Raw genomic sequence first — 23,694 nt, 5'->3', positions numbered from 1 at the left:
GCTTTGGCAAAGAGCCATGTAGGTATTTTTTATCTACATGGCTCTTTTTTTATTGCCAAAAAGCTAGTAAAAAATGATGTTTAAGCAAAACTTACTACAAAGGAGTTAACAAAAATGGAAACGAAAAAATGGGGATTATGGATTTTAACAGCTTTTGTTATCGGCAATATGGTTGGCGGTGGCGTATTTATGCTCCCAGCAAACTTAGCACATGTATCAGGTCCAATGGGTTCTACACTTGCATGGAGTATTACAGGTTTTGGTGTATTTATGATTGCACTCGTATTTGGAAATTTAGCAATTCGAAAACCAGAATTAAAAGCCGGACCACAAAGTTATGCCCAAGCAATGTTTACATCCAAAAAGGCAGGTAAAGTTGCAGGGTATAGTATGGCTTGGGGATATTGGGCTGCTAACTGGGCTGCTACAGCATCTGTTATTATTTCCTTTGCTGGATACTTATCAACATTCTTTCCAGTTTTACAAAGTAAGCAAATTCTCTTTTCAACAAACGGATTTTCACTAGAACTTGGAAAAGGGTTAACTTTCCTCGTATGTAGCCTTATGTTATGGGGAATTCAATATATTCTTTCTCAAAATATTGATCGCGCTGGTAATATGAATCTTCTTGCAACAATCGCAAAAATCATCGGATTTACAATGTTTATTGTAATCACATTATTCATTTTCAATGCCTCTAATTTCGGAGACGGCCAAACATTTATGAATGAATCTGGACAAGCCATTTCATTAGGGGGACAAATAAATTCAGCTGCTATTGCAACACTTTGGGCGTTCATCGGTATTGAGTCAGCAGTTATGCTTTCTAATCGTGCAAAATCTCAGCGTGATGTTAAAAAAGCAACGATTTTTGGATTAATTATTGCTCTTCTTATTTACATGGCAATTACTCTACTAACAATGGGCGCTCTTCCGCAAGATGTTTTAAAAGAGTCTCAAAAGCCATTAGTAGATGCATTAAATTTAGCAATTGGTACTAAAGGTGCTTATATAATGGCCTTACTTGCACTCGTATCTTTATTCGGTTCTACTGTAGGATGGATCGTTGTTAGCTCAGAAGTACCTTACCAAGCAGCAAAAAATGGGCTTTTCCCTAAGTTTTTCGGAAAAACAAATAAAAAAGGAAGCCCTTCAAAATCATTATTTATTACAAATGTAATGACACAAATTTTCTTATTTTCAACGATTTCTGGTACTGTTTCCGAAGCATATAATTTCGCTATTGTTGTAGCGACATTAGCATATTTAATCCCATACCTTGTTTCTACCTTGTATCAATTAAAATTAGTTATTACGGGGGAAACGTATGATATAATGCCTGGATCTCGAATAAAAGATGGTATCATTACTGCACTAGCATTTTTATATTCCATTTGGGTTATTAAAACAGGAACTGCTGATTTAAAAACGTTCTTCTTAGGAATTGGGTTGTTTGTATTAGGCCTTATTCTTTATCCAATTTTAATGAAAGATTCACAAAAAAAATAAAAAAGGAGAAGCTTTCCGCTTCTCCTTTTTTTATTAAAAGTCAGTTATTAGCTTTTCTTTTAGTTTACCTACATCTAACGGTTTTGCATAATAAAAACCTTGTACAAAGTCACAGCCCATTGATTGTAATAAACTTTCTTGTTCTACCGTTTCTACCCCTTCAGCAACCACTAATAAATTTAAACTATGGGCAATTTCAATAACCGATTTTACAATCGTTCGCTCAGGTTGTGCATGATCATAATGAAACTCACGAATAAAATTACGATCAATTTTTACAATATCAAGTGGGAGTTTTTTTAAATAATATAATGAGGAATACCCTGTTCCGAAATCGTCTAAAGCAATTAAAATCCCCATACTTCTTAATTCTTGTAATGTAGCAATAATATAATCAAAATGACGTACAGCTATACTTTCTGTTATTTCTAATATTAAACGACTTGGTGGAAATCCTGTTCGCTTCAATATACTACGAACAGATAAAATAAATCGCTTTTGCATCAATTGTTGTATTGATAAATTAACAGATAACTTCAGTCCCTCTTGATACTCTGGTAAAGTTTTAAACAGTCGACATGACTTTTCTAGTACCCAGTCTCCTAGTTTTATAATAAGTCCACACTCTTCAGCTACAGGTATAAATTCACTTGGTGAAATAGGACCTTCTTCTGTATTACAACGTACTAAAGCCTCAATACCAGTACATTTCATTGTTTTCAAATCAATAATGGGCTGTAATGCCACTTTTAATTCTTCATCACGAATTGCTTTTTGCAAAGCAAATTCTATTTTCATTCTACGGTTTATTTTCGCACGTAATTCATCTGTAAAGAAGCACGCCGCATTTCTTCCTTGCTCTTTCGCGCTATACATGGCTAAATCCGAATTTTTCAATAACGTTTCCACGTCTTTTCCATCTTGCGGATAGGAACAAAGTCCTAGACTAGCTGAAATATATATTTCATGACCTTCAAGCATAAATGGCGCTTGAAAGCATGACAACACGGATGTCGCTAACTGCCCCATCCCATCATGTGTATGAGTTTTTGTTAACAGCACAAATTCGTCGCCACCCAGCCTAGCCAGAACATCTTCCTCTCCTAGCACATAATGCAACCGTGAAGCAACTTCGCTTAAAAGTAAATCTCCTATCATATGACCTAACGTATCATTCACTAATTTAAAACGATCTAAATCAAAGTAAATCATGCCAACTCTATTTTCTCTGCAATCATCTTATTTACAGTCGTAATTAACTGTAAACGGTTTGGTAAACTTGTTAACGTATCATGATAAGCAAGTTCCCTATAACGACTTTCGCTTAATCGTAATCTTTGTTCTGCTTCTTTCCTACTACTTATATCATTTCGAATTGCAATAAATTGATAAGGTTCTCCCTTTTCATTTAAAAATGGAACAATTGTTGTTTTAACCCAATAATACGTACCATCTTTTGCTTGATTTCGAATTTCCCCCGTCTAAACTTTCCCACTCAAAATACGCTTCCATAAAATTTGAAAAAATGCTTTCGGATGATATCCAGAATTTAAAATACGGTGATCTTTTCCTATTAACTCTTCTCTTTTATATTTTGAGGTTTTACAAAAATTACCATTCACATATGTAATACGACCATTTCGATCTGTAATAGCAACAATTGAAGACTCATCTAATGCTAATTTTAAATCTCGCAATGAAGAGTCATATAATGCATGACCTCTTTGTTCTAGCATGCGCACCTCTCCTTGCTTCCTATCTGACTAAAACACAACTTGTTTCTCTTCATAGAAATAGAGATATTTCATCTTCTAACAATATGCCTTTACATAAATAACAAATTTTTTCTAAATAGACCAATTAAAATAACATAATATTATTTATAAAAAAAGCAATATGGTGCTATTTTAATGATAGTAGAAGCTTCTCATCTCTCTGTTTATCTAAATTTATTATACCGTATTCTCTTATATTCTTTTAATTTTTAAAGTGACAATTTCATCAATATTAGCCTCTAATCCCTATTAATATAGCCTCACACCTAATCTCCTTTATTTCATGAAATGTTAAGATGTAAATCCAACTGCCGATACATAATAAAATAGAGATTAAATTACAAGATGCAACTATTCACGAATAATAATATAAAGTGAAACTTTAATCAGTGGGGGTTTTGTTCATCATCCACTGATTATTGGCCTTCACCAATCGGGCGTTTACGGGAAGCAGGGCTTCCACCTAACTTCTTTGTTCCATCTGAATTTTGAAGTGGGAGTTTTACTGCCCACAAATAGCGGGATAAAATCAAGATTTACATTTAATACACTGAATTACAATAATAAAATATTAACATATTTCCACCTTAATTTTGGAAGTATTTTATAAATATAGTATTAAACTAAAAAAGAGGATATCCTCTTTTTAGTTTAATACTGATATGGTATTTGCTGATAACCTGGGTATGGCACTGGATATGGTGCTGGATATGTTACTGGGTACGGTGCTGGGTAGTAGCCTCCACCTGCTGCACCCGTTAATGCGCCAGCTGTAAGTCCACCTAACACGCCTCCAGCAAAACTTCCCGGGAAAAATCCACCGCCCCATGAGCCGCCACCCCAGCCACCACCGTGATGATGATGATGATCATAATGATTGTGTCCTCCATGGTGATTATGTCCGCCATTATGATGGTGCCCTCCATGATTATGACGATAATACAATCCGTTATTTTCTATATAATTCATTATTCCCCTCTCCTTTCCATTTTCTCACCTTAATAGGCATTGTATGAATAGTACGGACTTTGTTGGTAACCTATATAATAAGAAAAATCCGCGTAATATGGATAATCATATCCTGGGCTTCATAATGCACCTGCTACAAATCCAGGAAAGAAACCTCATTCTCTTTCCTATATAAGGGGCAAGGTTTTTGTCCCTCCTACACTGATCATTAACCAGCAAATAATGGGATAAAAACGTAACAATATACTGTATGTAGGACAAATGCGGAAAGCATGGGGAAAATGTCTATATTTTGTAAAAAAAACAAAACGCTTTATAATAAGAATGTCGGATTACACCTTTTATATAAGAAGTCTATATTTAAGAAAGATTAGAGGAATTTTATAGAAATGAAGAAGCCTATCGTTCAATTATTATTAATATTTACAATTGTATCTATCGTTCTTTTCCTTTTAAATACATCGGTTATTTCGCTATATACATTTGTAGGTGTCCTATGGTCTATTACAATCGTAGGAATTTCATTCGTTATTTTTATCGAAAATAGATCACCCCAAAGCACCTTAGCGTGGTTTTTAGTATTAGCACTTCTTCCTGTTGTCGGTGTGCTTTTATACTCTATTTTTGGGCGTAGCCGTTGGAGAAGAAAAAAACACCTCCACCGTTCAGAAGAACAAAGAAAATTATTCCGTGAAATTTTAGAAGGACGACGACTGGAATTGTCACTCACAGTTCCTTTACATGAACGTTCCGTACATTTAACAGAAGTCGTACAAAAATTTGGAGGCGGTCCTGCCGCGGATAGAACAACGACAAAACTTTTAACAAACGGAGATCAAACATTTTCAGAAATTCTGCAAGCTATTGAGCATGCAAAACACCATATACATATTCAATACTATATTTATAAATCTGATGAGATTGGTACAAAAGTTCGGGATGCTTTAATAAAGAAGGCAAAAGACGGTGTTATTGTACGCTTCCTTTATGATGGACTCGGAAGTAACACGTTAAGAAGACGCTTTTTACAGCCTATGAAAGAAGTTGGAATTGAAATTGTAGAATTTGACCCTATTTTTTCAGCTTGGTTACTTGAAACGGTCAATTATCGTAACCATCGAAAAATCGTTATTGTAGATGGAGAAATTGGTTTTACCGGGGGACTCAACGTCGGTGATGAGTATCTTGGCCGTTCAAAAAAATTCCCCGTTTGGCGAGACAGTCATTTAAAAATAGAAGGAAAAGCATTATATAAATTACAAGCAATCTTTCTAGAAGATTGGCTCTATGCCTCTAGTGGATTAAATAACTATTCTTGGGACCAATTTATGAATAAACAATACTTCCCAGGTAAAGAAGTTTCAGATGCAGAAGGTGCTGTTCAAATTGTAGCAAGTGGACCAAGCTCAGATGATAAAAGTATTCGTAATACATTACTAGCTGTTATGGGATCTGCTAAAAAATCTATTTGGATCGCTACACCATACTTTATTCCAGATCAAGAAACTTTAACATTATTACGCTTAAGTGCAATTTCCGGCATAGATGTACGTATTTTATATCCAGGTAAAAGTGATAGTATTATTAGTGATCAAGCATCTCAATCCTATTTCACTCCACTTTTAAAAGCTGGTGCTTCCATTTACAGTTATAAAGATGGTTTTATGCATGCGAAAATTGTACTCGTTGATGATAAGATTGCAACAATTGGAACAGCAAATATGGATGTACGTAGCTTTGAATTAAATTATGAAATTATTAGTGTACTTTATGAATCCGAAACCGTTCATGATATTAAACATGATTTTGAAGAAGACTTTAAGCATTCCACTGAGATTAAATGGAACTCGTTCCAAAAAAGAAGTATCAAAAAACGAATATTAGAGTCTTTCATGCGACTCATTTCTCCTTTGCTATAAGCAATCAATATAATATTGATTGCTTTTTCTTTTACATTTTCTCTCTTTCCTTTTCTTTGCATACCATATTAAAACAAGTTATCATAAGATGTATTGCTTTATGAAAATAATGTTAGGTGGGAAATACATGTTAGAACAATTTCATATACATGCTGATTTAAAAGAGCAGCTTTCTACAATTAATGAAAAGAATAAGCAAGAAGCTGGTGAAAATGCACATTTAATCGGAAAGAAAATATATAAAGCATCTGATAACAGCATTATCGAAGACGCTATTACAGCCCTTCTTCTTGGGAAAAACATTCTATTAAAAGGGCCAACTGGTAGTGGTAAAACAGTACTAGCTGAAACTCTTTCTTCTTTATTCCAAAAACCAATGCATAGCATTAACTGTTCTGTTGACCTAGATGTAGAAGGTATTTTAGGATACAACACACTACAAACGAAAGATGGCGCATCTGAAGTTACATTTGTTAACGGTCCTCTTATGAAGGCAATGAAGAACGGTCATTTCCTATATATTGATGAAATTAATATGGCAAAACCTGAAACATTACCACTTCTTCACGGTGCATTGGATTACCGTAAAATGATTACTAATCCATTTACACAAGAAGTTGTATACGGTGATGACGAGTATCGTGTAATCGCTGCGATTAATGAAGGTTACGTTGGTACAAGTGAACTAAACGAGGCATTAAAAAACCGTTTCGTTATTATTGAAGTTCCTTACATTCAAGGTGATACATTAAAAGAGCTATTACTATCTGAATCAAAATTAAATGATGTTGCAACAATTGACAAGTTCGTTGCATTCGCGAGTGACCTTATGCCTTTAGCTCGTGATGGACGTGTAAGTGAAGAAGCAGCTAGTATTCGTGGCATTATCGATGCATGTGATTTAGGTGTATATATTCCTGTTATGCGTGCAATTGAACGTAGCATTATCGCAAAATTAAACGATGAAACAGAACAAATGACTGTCCGTGAATTAGCAGAAAGTTATTTCTTTGAGGGATAATTCATGAGACAAATTTTTAGTGACAAAAAAATTGATGCGTCGCTGTTTCTACAAATGGAAAACTTAATGTATGCTCTTCTAAAAGAAGACGATGCCTATCTTGAGTATGGCTATAAAGCATACTACGACGAAATTGAAAAAAAGGTTGTCATTAGTCACTTTTGGGATGATCGAAAAGAAGAGGATACAGTAATCGGATTAAAAAGCGAAGTGTTTTTGAAAGCACTTGGTAATAAACATTACTCGGACATGACTTTAATTCGTTCTTATGCGATTGAATTACAAGAATCGCCTCTAAAAAAGTTTTTAACACAATTATTTGTTCTATTAGAAGATTTACGTGTTGAGGAAATCGTCAAAAATTTACGACCTGGCACAAAACATATTTTCAAACGCCGAAAAGAAATGTATCGCAATTACTTTGGCTCACAAAATGAAATAAATCGTGTTCGTAACTATCACGGTGATCGTCTATTTTGTCTATGCTATCTTTCATTAACGAGTGATAAATATGAAATGTTTAATAATGAATATTTCGAGCAAATTGAAGCAATTTTGCATGAAATATTCCAATCTCGTAATACGGAAGATATTATGTATATCGTTGAGAAGATTCGCTATCGCTTAGAGGAACTTCTTGAAAGTGATATGCTTAATAATTATTTCGGACATGCTCCGCTTTATTTATCTGTCATTGCAGACGAAAAGAACTGTCGCGTTGAAGATTTAGCAAATGATGATACGCAACTCATAGATGACGATGAAAATAAAAACAAAATGGATGAAAGTTTCTCCACATGGCATCGTGAAAATAAAAATAACGAAAACGAGAACTTTTTACGCTTTGAATTAGAAAGCGGAACAAAAACAAACATGATGGGCGATACTGCTCGTGAATCAGAAGATGGCGATCAAGCACTTGGTTCTGTACAAGGTACTTCTCAAAAGAGTACACAATCCAACTTTGATGGCTCTGATACAGAAGAAGCAAGAGCTTCACACGCTTCTAGCCAAAACGAGGGTGCATACGGTAAGTATAATGTAGGTGCCTCTCATACCTTTAAAGAAGCTCGCAAAACAAATACCGATGAGAAAAAAGATTACCAAGCTATCAAGTCAGTCGTTAATAAAGATGTAAAAGAATTAAAGAAAATTATCGAAAAAACAATTGAAAATAAAACGAATGCAAATAGTGATAAATATTACGGAAGACTTCGTAAGAAATTCCTTCGTATTTATACTGAGAAGCAACCACGCATGTTTTATAAAAAAGGGCAAGAATCACAAGAGCTCGATGTTGCATTCCAACTACTAGTGGACTGCTCTGGTTCTATGTATAACAAAATGGAAGAAACGAAAAAGAGTGTGGTCCTATTCCATGAAGCTTTAAAATCTTTAAAAATCCCGCACGCTATTAGCGGATTTTGGGAAGATGCTTCTAGTGCTAAACCTGAAGATAAGCCGAACGTTATCCATGAAGTTGTGACGTATAAAAACTCAACTTTACCAAACGTAGGTCCTGAAATTATGCAGCTTCGCGAAGAAGAAGATAACCGTGACGGATATATTATTCGTATCGTTTCTGAAAAGCTTGCGAAAAGACCAGAAAAGCATAAATTCTTACTTGTCTTTACAGACGGTGAGCCTTCTGCGCTAGACTATCAACAAGACGGTATTTTAGATACGCATGAAGCTGTCAAACTTGCTCGTAAAAGTGGTATGGAAGTAATCGGAATCTTCATCGAAGAAGGCGAAGCGAAAGAAGCAACTTATCAATTAATGAAGAACATTTATAACCATCACTTCTTAGTTGCAAATCACGCTGAAGATTTAAGATTGAAGATTAAACCACTACTGAAAAAGCTATTACTGAAGACGATTGAATAGAAAAAAGGAGCCTTTTGGCTCCTTTTTTTCGTTCAATTACTTTGTTTCTGGTTGAAACTTGTATGGAATGGCTACTTCTAGTAATGCCTCGAATCCTCCATCGTAGAATGGGAATCGTTCATTTGCGATTGTTCGATCCACCCACTCTATTGCAGAAATTTCTCCTTCATCTTCTGCAACAAGTTCACCTGTTACTACATTTGCTCGGAATGTAAAAAGTAGCGCATGATTCCCGGATTCTTCAAAGAATTTTTCATTGATCGCAACAAGTCCACCTGCCATAGCAGTTAAACCTGTCTCTTCTTTTACTTCCCTTACTAGAGCTTCCTCTAACGTTTCACCCTTTTCAACAGCCCCGCCCGGCAGTGACCAAACGTTTTGTTCTACATTATGTACCATTAATATTTTATCGGCTTCTTCGGCATGTATTAGTGCATATACGACGTCAACTCTTTGCATGTTATTCTTCTCCCTCTTAAAAAGAAGGAAGAGCCAATTCCTAAGAATCGGCTCTTCCTATTAATTCATTACTAACTCAGCTGTGAGCTTTTTTTTTAACTTAGCCAGCATGTCAGTTGTCATTTTGTCTAAATCGTATTCTGCTTTAAAGCCCCACTCTTTCATTGCTGCTGTTGCATCAATAGAGTTTGGCCAGCTATCAGCGATTGTTTGACGAGCTGGATCTACTGCGTAATCCATTGTAAAGTTCGGAATGTGTTTACGAATTGATGCTGCAATTTGCTCTGGCTCGAAGCTCATTGCTGTAATGTTGAACGCATTTCTATGCACAAGTTTACTTGGATCAGCTTCCATTAATGAAATGATCGCTTGTAAAGCATCTGGCATATACATCATATCCATGTATGTTCCTTCTGCAATGTATGAGGTGTATGTGCCTTTTTTAATCGCCTCATAATAAATTTCAACTGCATAGTCAGTTGTTCCGCCTCCTGGAGGAGCTACGTAAGAAATTAAACCAGGGAAACGTACACCGCGCGTATCAACGCCAAACTTTTGATGATAATAATCACATAGTAATTCCCCTGCTACTTTGTTTACCCCATACATCGTAGTAGGACGCTGAATTGTATCTTGTGGCGTATTATCTTTTGGCGTTGATGGACCGAATGCACCGATAGAACTTGGCGTGAAAAACTTACAGTTTAATTCACGAGCTGCTTCTAATGCATTTACAAGTCCACCCATATTTAAATTCCAAGCAAATAACGGATTTTTTTCTGCTGTTGCTGAAAGTAAAGCTGCTAAATGAATAATTGTATCTACTTCATTACGCTTTGCAATATCATGTAGTTTTTGCCCATCTGTTACATCTAACGTTTCAAATGGACCAGACGTTACTACTTCACTATCTGTTTCACGAATATCTGTTGCAATAACGTTCGATGCACCGTATACATCACGAAGTTTCATTACTAGTTCAGAACCAATTTGCCCTAAAGAACCGGTTACTAGAATTTTTTTCATTTTTCCCACTCCTCATTTGCAAGCTATTCAAAAGATGTCGTTACTTAAATGATACCCATTTCTTTCCCTACTTTTTCATACTTACGAATTGCTTCATCTAACATTTCTTTCGTATGAGCTGCTGTAGGCATATTACGAACGCGACCCGTTCCTTTTGCTACAGTTGGGAACACGATAGATTTTGCATATACGCCTACTTCATTTAGACGTTTACTAAATTCTTGTGTTAATACTTCATCACCAATGATACAAGGTGTAATTGGCGTTTCACTTTCTCCGATGTTAAAGCCAAGTTCTTTTAACCCTTGTTTTAAATAGCGACCATTTTCCCATAGGCGATCATGTAATTCTGTGCTTTCCATTAAGATTTCAATTGATCTCATGCAAGCTGCTGCATCAGCTGGTGTTAAAGCTGTAGAGAATAAGAATGGACGTGAACGAACTTTTAACCAATCAATTAAGTTTTGTTTCCCTGCTACATATCCACCAATTACCCCAATTGCTTTTGATAATGTACCAATTTGGAAATCAACTTTATCAGACAGACCGAAGTGCTTCACAGTTCCTGCACCTTTTCCAAGTACACCTGAACCATGTGCATCGTCTACGTATGTCATTAAATCCAGCTCTTCTGCAATTTCAACAATTTCTGGTAATTTTGCAATATCTCCATCCATTGAGAAAACACCGTCTGTAATAACCATTAATTTATTGTAAAGACCTGACTCTTTCGCCGCGATTGCTTTTTGGCGTAAATCTTCCATATCAGAATGTTTGTAAACAATAATTTTCGCTCTTGATAAACGACTACCATCAATAATAGATGCGTGGTTTAATTCATCTGAAAGAATCGCATCATTTTTATCCATAACGGCTGAAATCGCTGCCATATTACAGTTAAATCCTGATTGATAAGCAATTGCTGCTTCTGTATGTTTAAACTTTGCAATTGTTTCTTCCAATTTTATATGCAAATCTAAAGTACCGTTAATTGTACGAACAGCTCCTGCTCCAACGCCGTACTTATGAATGGCACCAATTGCTGCTTCTTGCAAACGGCTATCTGTTGCTAATCCAAGATAGTTGTTTGAAGATAAGTTAATATATTCTTTTCCGCCAATTGTAATGATCGGTCCATTTGAACTCTCAAGCGGATCAATTACGTTATAAAGCCCCTTTGATTTTAAATCCTCTAAATTCTCTTCTAAAAATTTCGCAAGTGTTTTACTAGACATCGTGAAGCCTCCCATCGTTCATGTAAGCGGATTAATATCTCAATAATTCCAATAATCCCTCTACTAGCTTAACATGTTTTCAGAATTTATTATAGAAAAATAGTTTAAAGTAACCGCTTACAATTTTAGATTATATATGATTCATTACAAGAAATCTATCTTTTACTTTTCATATTTGATAGAATAAAAAAAATATTCAGGAGGGGTTCAAACATGGCATTTACAGAATCTGATGTATATAATAACGAAGCGTTTTTTGAGCAATATATGAAACGAAGATACCGCGAAAATAGCCCGAATGAATCGATTGAGAAGCCAGCATTCTTTCAGCTCATTGGCGATGTAAAAGGAAAACAAATTCTCGATTTAGGTTGTGGTGATGCTAAGTTTGGCGAAGAATTATTAGAAAATGGTTGCCACTTTTACACTGGGATTGAAGGCTCCAAGCGCATGTATGAAAAAGCTAGTAAGCACCTAGAAAATAAAAATGGTACTGTCCATTTTGTAAACCTCAAAGACTATACCTACCCTCCTTCTACTTTTGATTTAGTAACATCTAGACTCGCCTTACACTATATTGAACATCTTGATACTATTTTTCAAAATGTATACCAAACCTTAAAACCGAACGGCATTTTTACCTTTAGTGTTCAACATCCCGTTATTACATCTTCATTTGAAAGCTTGCAAACAAGCAGCAAGCGAACGAGCTGGCTCGTTGATGATTACTTCAAAACAGGAAAACGTGTTGAGCCATGGATTGATCAAGAGGTTATTAAATATCATCGTACAACAGAAGGGTATTTCACATTATTACAACAATCCGGATTTACAATTACACACTTAAAAGAAGCTACACCAAATCAAACCTATTTTCAAAGCGCGGAAGAATATGAACGCCGTTTACGTATTCCCCTTTTTCTATTATTTTCTTGCCAAAAATAAAAAAGACGATGAATCTTCATCGTCTTTTTTCGTTACCTCATCGCCTGAACAGCATCTTTAAGTACACGTCTTCCTCTTCCATGCGGGATACAGAGCGGTGTCCCAAATAACGGATCAGCGCTTATCTGACACTCCATACGGAATACATCCCGAACTAACTTCTGGTCAATAACTTCTTCTGGTTTACCTTGCGCATATATTTGTTTATCTTGAATAGCTACAATGTTGTCTGCATAACGGCATGCCAGATTCAAATCGTGCAATACCATAACAATCGTTCTTTGCTCTGTTTCATTTAATTCGAATAATAAATCTAACACTTCAATTTGGTGCGTCATATCTAAATATGTAGTCGGCTCATCAAGCAAAATAATATCTGTATCTTGTGCAAGGGTCATTGCAATCCAAGCACGTTGTCGTTGTCCACCTGAAAGAGCATGCACATCACGCTCAGCAAATTCTGTCATACCTGTTGCTGCAAGTGCTTTTTGTACCATTTCCTCATCTTTTTCTGACCATTGCTTCAGCCACGTTTGATACGGATAACGTCCTTGCTTTACAAGTTGCAATACTGTAAGTCCTTCAGGTGCCTGCGGTCCTTGCGGCAAAATTGCCATTTGACGAGCGATTTGCTTCGTTTGCATACTTTGAATCGCTTGATTATCTAATAAAATATCACCGGACGCTGGTTTTAATAATCTAGCTAGTGAACGTAATAAAGTTGATTTACCACAACCGTTAGAACCGATAAAGATTGTAATTTCTCCTTTTGGAATTTCTAAATTCAATTCATCAATAATGATTGTTTCACCATAAGACAACGTCAAGCGTTTTGTCTCCAATGCTTTTTGCATATTCATCTCCCTTTATGAATTCCGACTTTTATAAAGTAAATAAATAAAATAAGGTGCACCAATTGCTGATGTAAATACCCCTGCTGGAATTTCGAGTGGCGCGAAAACTGTACGCCCAATTAAATCTGCAGCAAGTACTAAAATTGCACCAACAATAGCCGCAACTGGGAGTAATGCACCGTATAAAGAACCAACTAATCTCCGCGAAATATGAGGTGCCATTAAACCGACAAATCCAATTCCTCCAGCAAAGGCAACCGCACCGCCAATTAAAGCTGTACTAAGTAATAACATGAATACGCGTGACTTCGTTAACGGAACACCAAGTCCTACCGCAATATCATCCCCTAGCTCTTGCGCATTTAAATGTCTAGCAGCTATAAATGATATTACCGTTAAAATGAGAACCCACGGTGCAAGCACCATAACGTTTTGCCATGAAGAACCGTAAACAGTACCTGTAATCCATACATTCGCTTGGCTCGCTTGATAAATTGGTGCTAACAACATAAATAAAGTTGTTGCCGCTTTCGTTAATGCCCAAAATCCAACACCAATTAAAACAAGACTAATCGGTGATAACCCGTCATTTCTCCATGCAAATAAATATACAAAAAGCGCTACAATCGTTGCCCCAATAAAGGCTGCTAACGGCATATAATGAATGCTTACAGTTAGCGCGTTATTTTTATCACTAAATATAGCTAAAAATAGTACAACTGCAACACTTGCCCCACCCGTAATCCCGATGATATCAGGAGAAGCCAGTGGATTTCGAACGAGCCCTTGTAAAATACACCCCGCTACAGCAAGTGCTATTCCCACAAGGATTGCAATTAAAATACGCGGCATACGAAATTTATTTACAACCATATTTGACATCGCATCACCATTTCCGGTAATTGCTTGCCATACATCATAAGGAGCAATTTTCATATCTCCCATACCTGCGCTCGCAAAAAATAATCCTATTAAAACAACTAGTAAACTAAGTAAGACTAGAACAGCTCGTTTATACATTAAAAACGAGAGCCCACCTTTTCCTATACGAAACGGAATGTACTTCTTCATTTGCTAAGCCCTCTCTTACGTGCAATATAAATAAAGAATGGGGCCCCGATAAATGCTGTCATAACCCCTACTGGTACTTCTTGTGGCATAATGACATATCTAGCTGCTATATCAGCTAAGAGTAATAGTATTGCACCTAACAAGCCGCTATACGGTACTCTCCACCTGTGATCTACTCCAACAAGGAATCTGGCAAAATACGGAGTAACAATACCAATAAATCCAATTGGACCAGCGACCGCAACTGAACCACCAGACAGTAGTACAATAATAAGTAGTACGAATGATTTCATTAAAATTGTTCGTTGTCCAAGTCCTTTTGCAACGTCTTCCCCCATCATTAATGTATTTACTTTCCCTGCCATCATAAGAGATGCAATCCAGCCTATTAATAAATACGGGAATACAGATTGTAAAACCTCTAACTTTCTTCCTTGCACAGATCCGGCAAGCCAAAATAATACTTCTTCAAGCGCCTTTTCATTTAACACAAGTAATCCTTGAGTTAATGATGAAAATAACGCACTAATTGCGACCCCCGCTAATGTTAACTTAAGAGGCGTTGTCCCTTCTTTTCCTAAAGAACTAGAAGCAAATACAAGTACAGCTGCAACTGCTGCTCCTAAAAAGGCAATCCACGTGAAAGCTGATAATGATGTCACGGAAAAGAGTACAATTGCTACAACTATAAAGAACGCAGCGCCTGAATTTAATCCAATAAAATCTGGTGAAGCAAGCGGATTCTTTGTTAAAGTTTGCATTAAACAACCCGCAATGGCTAAACTAGCACCAACACTAGCTGCAATTAACGCCCTTGGTAGACGCACATTTTGAATAATAATATGCTCATTTGAACCATTAAAATGGAAAAAAGCATCTAAAGCTAATTTCCAACTCGTATTTGTATATCCGAAAATAATACTTCCCCAAATACAAATAACGACTGCAATGATTCCAACAAATAATCCAATCCATTTTGCTTGATTTGTTTTTAATAACATGCAGCGTTTCCCCTTCAATGTATAATGATACGTTGTAAGTGTATTTCAACTTAATTCGCATTGTCAACGATAATGAGAATTAATTTCAGTAATATATATTGACAACCAAAAGATAAAGGATTAATATCATGCTTGCTATTGAAAAATATTCTCAACATGTAGGGGGTACATAATGAATTTCATGCAAAAGAAATCGTTTACAGTATTTGTATTTCTATTAGCTTTTTCACTTATTTTAAGTGCTTGTGGAAAATCAAATAACAAAGAAAAATCTACAAAAGAAGATAATAAAAAAGAAATGATTACGGTTGAACATGCAATGGGTAAAACAGAAGTTCCAGCAAACCCAAAACGTGTAGTTATTTTAACAAATGAAGGAACTGAAGCCTTACTTGAGTTAGGTGTAAAACCAGTTGGGGCTGTAAAGTCTTGGACTGGAGATCCATGGTATCCACATATTAAGGATGAAATGAAAGATGTAAAAGTTGTCGGTGATGAAGGACAAGTTAACGTTGAAACGATTGCTTCTTTAAAACCAGACTTAATTATCGGTAATAAAATGCGTCACGAAAAAGTGTATGAGCAACTAAAAGCAATCGCACCTACTGTTTTCTCAGAAACATTACGCGGTGAATGGAAAGATAACTTCAAATTTTATGCGAAAGCATTAAATAAAGAAAAAGAAGGTCAAAAGGTCTTAGCTGATTACGAAGCACGTATGAAAGATTTAAAAGGCAAACTCGGCGATAAAGTAAATCAAGAAATTTCTATGGTACGCTTTATGCCTGGTGACGTTCGTATTTATCATGGTGATACATTCTCTGGTGTTATTTTAAAAGAACTTGGATTTAAACGTCCTGGAGACCAAAACAAAAATGATTTTGCAGAGCGTAACGTATCTAAAGAGCGTATTTCTGCAATGGATGGTGATGTATTATTCTACTTCACATTCGATAAAGGAAACGAGAAAAAAGGCTCTGAACTAGAAAAGGAATATATAAACGATCCTCTATTTAAAAACTTAAATGCAGTAAAAAATGGAAAAGCATACAAAGTTGACGATGTTATTTGGAATACAGCAGGCGGTGTAATGGCTGCTAACCTACTACTAGATGATATCGAAAAACGCTTTGTTAAATAATATTTCCCTAACCAGCTCCCTTTCTATGGAGCTGGTTTTTTCATTTCACTGAAGTGTCACATTATTTCATTTTGTATTTTTATTCCCAATATGTTATATTATAAAAGTAAATACAGTGTTTTTTCTCTATATCAGAATAGATATTTTAATCTAAATTTTCTGATTAATCACTATTTTACTTTCTTTTAGAATTCAATTACTACATTTGAAAACGCTTATTATCTCGTTTTCAGGGAAAAATACAATAACGGTTGAAGAAAAAATGAATTATTTCAGAAATTTTCTTTCTATTTCCATATAATTCTATTGACTTCTAAATATTTTGTGAATTAAAATAATTACATAAATATCCGTTATACAGGATTAGGGGGAAACAAACATGGATGCAGCTTTAAAATTAGACAAAGCTGGAGAACAACAATCACCAAAAAAACATCCACCAGGATTATATTTGTTGTTCTTTACAGAGGCATGGGAAAGATTTAGTTATTACGGAATGCGTGGCTTATTAGTTCTTTATTTAACAACGAGCTTAGTAAGCGGCGGTTTAGGATTTGATAAAGCAGTTGCTGTGCAAATTTACGGTCTTTTCACAATGTTCGTATATTTCACACCGATTATTGGTGGTTGGCTAACTGACCATTTCATTACGAAACGACACGCCATTACCATCGGTGGTATCATCATGGCACTTGGTAACTTTGTACTCTTTTCAATGAACACTAAAACTGGACTATTCTTAGGGTTAGGATTATTAGTTATTGGTAATGGATTCTTCAAACCAAATATTTCGACTTTATTAGGTCAATTATATAGCGAAAATGATTCTCGTCGTGATAGTGCCTTCACTATCTTCTACATGGGAATTAACTTAGGAGCTTTTATCGCTCCATTCATTTGCGGTTATTTCGCAGATTATAAATACGGATTCTTAACAGCTTGTATCGGTATGATCATTGGTCAGATTGCATTTAACACATTAGCACCTCGTTACTTAGGATCTATTGGAACAACTGTTGTCGGAAAACAATCTAAAGAAAACAATGCAAAAGTAATTGAGAAAAAACCTTTAACAACACAAGAGAAAAAACGTACAGTTGCAATTTTAATTTTAACTTGTTTCGTTGTATTCTTCTGGGCAGGATTTGAACAAGCTGGTAGTTCTTTAACACTTTATACAGATAAATTCGTAGATCGTACAATTGGTGGATTTACAATTCCAACACCTTGGTTCCAATCTGTAAACCCATTGTTCATTATCTTATTGGCATTACCTGTTTCTGCATTATGGATTAAACTTTCAAAAACAAAAAATGGTGATTTAAAAATCCCAACAAAAATGGCATTAGGTATGATTTTACTAGGAGTTGGATATTTAGTTCTAACTTTAGCTGTTTTAAAAACTGGTAGCGATGAAGGTAACATTACAATGAAAGCAAACTTACTGTTCATTGTGTTCACTTACATGTTCCATACAATCGGTGAATTATTCTTATCACCAATCGGATTATCTATGGTAAGTGCAATCGCTCCTCTTAAATTAGCATCTTTATTAATGGGTGTATGGTTAGCTGGTACTGGCTGTGCAAACTTATTAGCAGGACAATTAGCTGCTTTCACTCAATCTTTAGGATATTTAGAAGTATTCGCGAGCATCGGTGTTATCGTAATCGTGCTAGGATTAGTACTTCTTATGTTCTCTAAGAAAATTGCACATATGATGGAATAGCAAATAAAAAAGACGCTTCTACAATTAGAAGCGTCTTTTCTATTACATCTCTTCTAAAGCCGTCACATCCACGTGAACGCTCTCTCCTGGATTGGATACGTCATACACTTGAGCACTCCCCTTCTGCTCATCACAGCTCTCAATCCATACGGGGACTCCCTCATATGTAACATCAATTCTACTTGAAGAAGATAATATCTGTTTCACACGTTGTACATCCATTATATTATTCCTCCTTTAGCTTACAACACTCCTTTCTATCTTTTCATATCCCTTCAGAATATATTCCAACAATTTAGCACTTCAACCGATAGTTTGTTTCTTTCTCACGCATTAATATATACGCTCTCAAATCTTCCTATTATTACATCCTTTTCAAATAAAAAAAGACGTATATTTCATACGTCTCCTTTCCATAATATTCAAAAATTAAGAAAATAACGTTTTTACTACTTCACTTACTTTATCATTATGAATTTGATAGTACACTTCTAACCCGCGTCTCTCAAAGCGTACTACTTTATTTTGTTTTAATTTCGTTAAATGCTGTGAAACAGTTGATTGTGGAATTTCTAATACCTCTTGTAATTGTGTTACATTACATGTTCCACGCTGCATTAGTTCCATTACTAAGCGTAGACGCAATGGATGAGCTAATGCTCTTAACATCTGTACGTCTTCTTCTGAAATACGACAGTCAAATTGGTTTTGGTTCATAAAGTTCCCCTCATTTTCATTTTTTATTTTCTTTTTATTTATTTATATATCTGTTCTTATATTTCCTGTTACGACATAACTTTATCAACCCATAATGCTGAGAAAATTTCCCGACTTTTATCAGCACACAGTTCAAGAAAAAATCTCTCCTGATTTTGAATATTATACTATATGATACAACGAAAAAGCAAAATAAAGGGCTAGCGATACTTTGCTTACAAACGTTGTTTTATCAGGCTTTTTGTTATATTTTCACCTTACTGAAATGTACAGTAATGATATTGTAAAATATCGTCTATAATTGATAACCTATCGTAAAGTAATTTGACCATATTTAACCAATTTGTTACGATAAAAAAATGAAATTTAAGTAAGGAGGAGGATGTAGTATTAAAAAATGGTTTATTATTGCGTTACTTAGCATTGCGGTTGGCTGGACTATTATCAATCACTTCCTATTAGACAAAAAAGAAGATATAGCTTCAAAATCAAACATCCCCATTGGAACTGAAGTTGGCAATGTTGCCCTCGATTTCCTTCTGGAAACAACCACTGGTCAAGAAGTTCGTCTTACAGACTATAAAGGAAAAAAAGTAATATTGAATTTTTGGGCAAGCTGGTGTGGTCCATGCAAAATAGAAATGCCTGATATGGAAAAGTTTTATCACGATACTAAAGATATGGGGATTGAAATTGTTGCTGTAAATGCGACAGCTACTGAAAAAGACCCGAACAATGTAAAACAATTTCTTGAAGAAAACAAATATACCTTCCCCGTCCTATTAGATCAGAAAGGACAGGCAAGTGCCGCATATCAAATTATCAGTATTCCAACATCTTTTGTCATCGATTCAAACGGTGTCATTCAATATAAGCATGTAGGACCAATGACATATGAAAAAATGAAAGAATATGTAAATAATTTATAAAAGCGTATTCAAATCAATTTGATTACGCTTTTTGTCTACTTTATGAACAAAATGTTACTTTTAATACTATTATGGAATAATTATACTTTTTCACGTTGACAATAGTGTTGAAGGAGAATATACTAAGCATGTAAGTTGATTGTGAATAGTTTCACAAATAATGTGAATTTCTTCACATAAAATAGATAGGAGTTGTCATTATTATGAGTACTTGGACACAAATTTATGACCCATTAAACAACATTTGGTTATCTGCACTAATCGCAGCACTTCCAATTTTCTGCTTCATCATTTGTTTAATGGGACTCAAAATGAAAAGTTACATCGCTGGTCTTTACAGTGTGATTGTCGCTATTATTCTTGCTATATTCGTTTATAAAATGCCAGCAACAGTAGCTGTAGCATCTGCCGGATTTGGTATTCTATCAGGATTTTATCCAATTTGTACTATCGTTATCGCAGCAATTTTTCTTTACAAATTAACTGTTAAAACAGAGCAATTCAACATAATTCGTGATAGTATTTCAAGCATTACAAATGATCAACGTTTACAAGTGTTATTAATCGCTTATTCTTTCGGTGCTTTCTTAGAAGGCGCAGCTGGTCTAGGTGTTCCAGTTGCTATTACAGCTGCACTACTTGTAGGTATGGGCTTCAATCCATTAAAAGCAGCAGGTATTTGTTTAGTAGCTAACATCGCTGGTGGCGCTATGGGTGCTATGGGTATTCCAGTTACAGTACCTGCACAATTAACTCAATTAGATGCATTAACTATAGGTCGTCAAACTGTTCTTATTTTACCTTTCATTAGCATTATTTTACCTTTCTTACTTGTTTCAATGGTCGATGGAATTAAAGGTATTAAAGAAACATGGCAAGGTATTCTTGTAAGTGGTTTTTCTTTCGCAATTACTCAGTTCCTTGTAACTTACTTCTTAGGTGCAGAACTTACTAATATTTTCGCAGCCGTTGTAAGTATGGTATCACTTGCATTATTCTTACGTGTTTGGCAACCAAAATCTTCTGCTAAAGAAGAAAAACAAGAAGCAAGAGTATCTCATACATTCAATCAAATTTTATATGCTTGGTCTCCATTCGTATTCTTAACTGCATTCGTAACAATCTTTAATTTAAAACCAATTAAAGCTTTATTTGCTCCGGATGGTGCGTTAGCAAACTTAGTATTTAACATTCAATTCCCTGGTCTTCATAATATGGTTATGAAAACTACACCAATTACAAAAGCAGATACACCTTTCGCAGCGATTTTCAAATTCGATGTATTCTCTTCTACAACTACTGCGATCGTACTAGCAATTATCGTTTCACTTATCGTTTACCGCGTAAAAGGTAAAATGATTAAAGAACTAATGGTTGAAACAATTAAAGAACTAAAAGCTCCAGTATATACAATTTGTAGCGTTATCGCTTTAGCTTACGTAGAGAACTACTCTGGTATGTCATCTACACTTGGACTTGCATTCTCTTCTACTGGTAATGCATTCCCAGTTCTTTCTCCAATCTTAGGATGGATTGGCGTATTCATTACAGGATCAGTAGTATCAAGTGGTTCATTATTCGCACCACTTCAAGCGGTAACTGCAGACCAATTAAACATCGTTCCTTCTACACTCGTTGCATTAAACGTAGTAGGTGGTACAATGGCGAAAATGGTTTCACCACAATCTGTAGCAGTTGCTTGTGCAGCAGTTGGACTAGTTGGTCAAGAATCTGCCTTATTTAAAACAGCAATGAAATACAGTTTAATCTTCTTAGCTGTTATTAGCTTACTTCAATTAAACGCTGTATTTAATATCTTCTAAAAAAGAACCGATCCAAATGGATCGGTTCTTTTTACATTACATTTTTTTATCCCGCTATTTGTGGGCAGTAAAACTCCCACCCAAAAATTCGGCGAATGCGAGGGAGTTAGGTGGGAGTCGGGCTGCCCGTAAAAGCCCGATTGGTGAAGGCTAATAATCAGTGGGGGATTCCCCCCCCACTGATTAAAGTTTCACTTTATCCTTTAATAAAGAAGCACCAGCAATTTCAGGATGCGTCATTTCATATGGATCCAAAATAATATCAAGCTCTTCTGCTGTAAGTACACCATGTTCTAAACATAACTCCCTAACAGATTTTCCTGTTTCAATTGCTTCACGTGCAATACGAGATGCTGCTTCATAACCAATATGAGGATTAACTGCTGTAATAATTCCAACACTTTTCTCAACATATTGCTTCAGCAATTCTTCATTTGCTGTAATTCCTTCAATACAATATTCACGGAATACACGGAATCCGTTATTCATAATACTGATAGATTGAATTAAATTAAATACAAGCACAGGCTCCATTACGTTTAACTCTAATTGCCCTGCTTCTGATGCTAAGCAAATTGTATGATCGTTTCCAATTACTTGGAATGCGACTTGGTTAATCACTTCTGCCATAACTGGATTTACTTTACCTGGCATAATCGATGAACCTGGCTGACGTGCTGGCAATTGAATTTCAGCTAACCCAACACGTGGCCCAGACGCCATAATACGAAGATCGTTTGCAATTTTAGACATGTTCATCATACATACTTTAAGTGCTGCAGATACTTCTGTGTATGCATCTGTATTTTGTGTTGCATCAACTAAATGCTCTGCACCAACAAGTGGGAATCCACTAAACGTTCTTAAATGTTTTACCACTTGTTCAATATACGTAGGATTTGCATTTAATCCTGTACCAACAGCTGTCGCCCCCATATTCACTTCATATAAATGTTGACGAGACTGTTTAATTCTTTTTATATCACGCTCAAGCACTCGGCTATACGCTTCAAATTCTTGTCCAAGACGAATTGGAACTGCATCTTGTAAATGTGTGCGTCCCATTTTAATAACGTGATCAAACTCTTTTGCTTTTTTACGAAAAGCAGAATGAAGTTCTTCCATTGTAATAAGAAGCTTTTCTAACATCATAAGAGTTGCAATATGAATCCCAGTTGGGAACGCATCATTTGTTGATTGGGCCATATTCACGTGAGTGTTTGGGCTAACTTTCGCATACTCACCTTTTTCGTACCCCATACGTTCTAAAGCTCTATTAGCAATTACTTCATTAGTATTCATATTAATTGAAGTCCCTGCTCCGCCCTGAATTGGGTCTACGATAAATTGATCATGGAACTTTCCATCCATAATCTCTTGTGCAGCTTCTACAATTTCTTGTCCGATATCTTTAGCCAAGTAACCTGTATCTATATTCGCAAGCGCTGCCGCTTTTTTTACAATTGCCATTGCCGTAATGAGTGACGGATGAATGCGATATCCTGTAATCGGAAAATTTTCTACGGCACGTAATGTTTGTACACCATAATAAGCTACACTCGGTACTTCCTTTTCACCTAAAAAATCTTTTTCTATACGTATATCCTTCGTTGCTATCATTTTTCATCACCTATACTTTTCATTCTAAATCCTTATCCAAAGAATTCGCCCTATAAAATACGAG

At 35.5% G+C, this 23,694-nt stretch carries 19 protein-coding genes and 1 pseudogene; 9 read left to right on the top strand and 11 right to left on the bottom strand.

What is annotated here, in order from left to right:
• Window positions 1–114: 114 nt before the first annotated feature.
• Window positions 115–1,509 (top strand): amino acid permease, encoded by a 1,395-nt coding sequence (locus JDS80_RS15380; RefSeq protein ID WP_071743785.1) that lies wholly within the window; start codon window positions 115–117, stop codon window positions 1,507–1,509.
• 33 nt (window positions 1,510–1,542) lie between these two features.
• Here JDS80_RS15380 and JDS80_RS15375 read toward each other — a convergent pair.
• A pseudogene (locus JDS80_RS15375) lies at window positions 1,543–3,245 on the bottom strand (putative bifunctional diguanylate cyclase/phosphodiesterase).
• Between the two features lie 690 nt (window positions 3,246–3,935).
• Window positions 3,936–4,253 carry a cobalt transporter gene (locus JDS80_RS15370; RefSeq protein WP_199639113.1) on the bottom strand — a complete coding sequence of 106 codons (318 nt, stop codon included), beginning with the start codon at window positions 4,251–4,253 and terminating at the stop codon, window positions 3,936–3,938.
• 389 nt (window positions 4,254–4,642) lie between these two features.
• On the opposite strand from JDS80_RS15370, the gene JDS80_RS15360 reads away from it, so the two are divergent.
• From JDS80_RS15360 to JDS80_RS15350, 3 genes are all read left to right on the top strand, one after another.
• The gene (locus tag JDS80_RS15360) at window positions 4,643–6,172 is read left to right on the top strand and encodes a cardiolipin synthase (protein ID WP_199639111.1); all 1,530 of its coding nucleotides are present in this window, start codon (window positions 4,643–4,645) and stop codon (window positions 6,170–6,172) included.
• 127 nt (window positions 6,173–6,299) lie between these two features.
• The gene (locus JDS80_RS15355) at window positions 6,300–7,193 is read left to right on the top strand and encodes an ATP-binding protein (protein WP_071772179.1); all 894 of its coding nucleotides are present in this window, start codon (window positions 6,300–6,302) and stop codon (window positions 7,191–7,193) included.
• Window positions 7,194–7,196: 3 nt separating this feature from the next.
• Entirely contained in the window at window positions 7,197–9,080 is a 1,884-nt protein-coding gene (locus JDS80_RS15350) for a vWA domain-containing protein (protein ID WP_199639108.1), read from the top strand.
• 36 nt (window positions 9,081–9,116) lie between these two features.
• On the opposite strand, the gene JDS80_RS15345 is transcribed toward JDS80_RS15350, so the two are convergent.
• From JDS80_RS15345 to JDS80_RS15335, 3 genes are read right to left on the bottom strand one after another with little or no spacing between them, the layout of a single operon-like run.
• The gene (locus tag JDS80_RS15345) at window positions 9,117–9,539 is read right to left on the bottom strand and encodes an NUDIX hydrolase (protein WP_199639106.1); all 423 of its coding nucleotides are present in this window, start codon (window positions 9,537–9,539) and stop codon (window positions 9,117–9,119) included.
• A gap of 60 nt (window positions 9,540–9,599) precedes the next feature.
• Window positions 9,600–10,565 carry an L-threonine 3-dehydrogenase gene (locus JDS80_RS15340; protein WP_098888246.1) on the bottom strand — a complete coding sequence of 322 codons (966 nt, stop codon included), beginning with the start codon at window positions 10,563–10,565 and terminating at the stop codon, window positions 9,600–9,602.
• Between the two features lie 44 nt (window positions 10,566–10,609).
• Complete coding sequence (locus tag JDS80_RS15335) at window positions 10,610–11,800, bottom strand: glycine C-acetyltransferase (protein ID WP_071772175.1); 1,191 nt, start codon at window positions 11,798–11,800, stop codon at window positions 10,610–10,612.
• 213 nt (window positions 11,801–12,013) lie between these two features.
• Between JDS80_RS15335 and JDS80_RS15330 the strand changes: the two genes are divergently transcribed.
• Window positions 12,014–12,745 carry a class I SAM-dependent methyltransferase gene (locus JDS80_RS15330; RefSeq protein WP_071772174.1) on the top strand — a complete coding sequence of 244 codons (732 nt, stop codon included), beginning with the start codon at window positions 12,014–12,016 and terminating at the stop codon, window positions 12,743–12,745.
• Window positions 12,746–12,777: 32 nt separating this feature from the next.
• On the opposite strand, the gene JDS80_RS15325 is transcribed toward JDS80_RS15330, so the two are convergent.
• From JDS80_RS15325 to JDS80_RS15315, 3 genes are read right to left on the bottom strand one after another with little or no spacing between them, the layout of a single operon-like run.
• The gene (locus JDS80_RS15325) at window positions 12,778–13,599 is read right to left on the bottom strand and encodes an ABC transporter ATP-binding protein (protein WP_071772173.1); all 822 of its coding nucleotides are present in this window, start codon (window positions 13,597–13,599) and stop codon (window positions 12,778–12,780) included.
• A gap of 12 nt (window positions 13,600–13,611) precedes the next feature.
• Window positions 13,612–14,670 carry a FecCD family ABC transporter permease gene (locus tag JDS80_RS15320; protein WP_071772172.1) on the bottom strand — a complete coding sequence of 353 codons (1,059 nt, stop codon included), beginning with the start codon at window positions 14,668–14,670 and terminating at the stop codon, window positions 13,612–13,614.
• Window positions 14,667–15,671 (bottom strand): FecCD family ABC transporter permease, encoded by a 1,005-nt coding sequence (locus tag JDS80_RS15315; RefSeq protein WP_199639104.1) that lies wholly within the window; start codon window positions 15,669–15,671, stop codon window positions 14,667–14,669. Before JDS80_RS15315 ends, JDS80_RS15320 begins: the two co-directional genes overlap by 4 nt.
• A 172-nt stretch (window positions 15,672–15,843) precedes the next feature.
• Between JDS80_RS15315 and JDS80_RS15310 the strand changes: the two genes are divergently transcribed.
• Both JDS80_RS15310 and JDS80_RS15305 read left to right on the top strand, forming a co-directional pair.
• Entirely contained in the window at window positions 15,844–16,812 is a 969-nt protein-coding gene (locus JDS80_RS15310) for an ABC transporter substrate-binding protein (RefSeq protein WP_199639102.1), read from the top strand.
• Between the two features lie 379 nt (window positions 16,813–17,191).
• Window positions 17,192–18,541, top strand: coding sequence for a peptide MFS transporter (locus JDS80_RS15305; RefSeq protein ID WP_199639099.1), 1,350 nt, complete (start codon window positions 17,192–17,194; stop codon window positions 18,539–18,541).
• Window positions 18,542–18,583: 42 nt separating this feature from the next.
• Here the strand turns inward: JDS80_RS15305 and JDS80_RS15300 are convergent, their stop codons facing one another.
• Window positions 18,584–18,763 carry an acid-soluble spore protein H gene (locus JDS80_RS15300; RefSeq protein WP_199639097.1) on the bottom strand — a complete coding sequence of 60 codons (180 nt, stop codon included), beginning with the start codon at window positions 18,761–18,763 and terminating at the stop codon, window positions 18,584–18,586.
• Window positions 18,764–18,970: 207 nt separating this feature from the next.
• Window positions 18,971–19,258, bottom strand: coding sequence for an ArsR/SmtB family transcription factor (locus JDS80_RS15295; protein WP_001075217.1), 288 nt, complete (start codon window positions 19,256–19,258; stop codon window positions 18,971–18,973).
• Window positions 19,259–19,797: 539 nt separating this feature from the next.
• On the opposite strand from JDS80_RS15295, the gene JDS80_RS15290 reads away from it, so the two are divergent.
• Entirely contained in the window at window positions 19,798–20,187 is a 390-nt protein-coding gene (locus JDS80_RS15290) for a TlpA disulfide reductase family protein (RefSeq protein ID WP_206763994.1), read from the top strand.
• A gap of 203 nt (window positions 20,188–20,390) precedes the next feature.
• Window positions 20,391–22,010 carry an L-lactate permease gene (locus JDS80_RS15285; RefSeq protein WP_199639095.1) on the top strand — a complete coding sequence of 540 codons (1,620 nt, stop codon included), beginning with the start codon at window positions 20,391–20,393 and terminating at the stop codon, window positions 22,008–22,010.
• A gap of 183 nt (window positions 22,011–22,193) precedes the next feature.
• Here JDS80_RS15285 and aspA read toward each other — a convergent pair whose 3' ends face one another.
• Window positions 22,194–23,630, bottom strand: a complete 1,437-nt coding sequence (gene aspA / locus JDS80_RS15280) for an aspartate ammonia-lyase (RefSeq protein ID WP_199639093.1) — start codon at window positions 23,628–23,630, stop codon at window positions 22,194–22,196.
• Between the last annotated feature and the right edge of the window lie 64 nt (window positions 23,631–23,694).

Source organism: Bacillus cereus group sp. N8 (assembly GCF_016483685.1).
Classification (GTDB): Bacteria; Bacillota; Bacilli; order Bacillales; family Bacillaceae_G; genus Bacillus_A; species Bacillus_A proteolyticus.
This window is presented reverse-complemented; position numbering and strand designations above follow the sequence as displayed.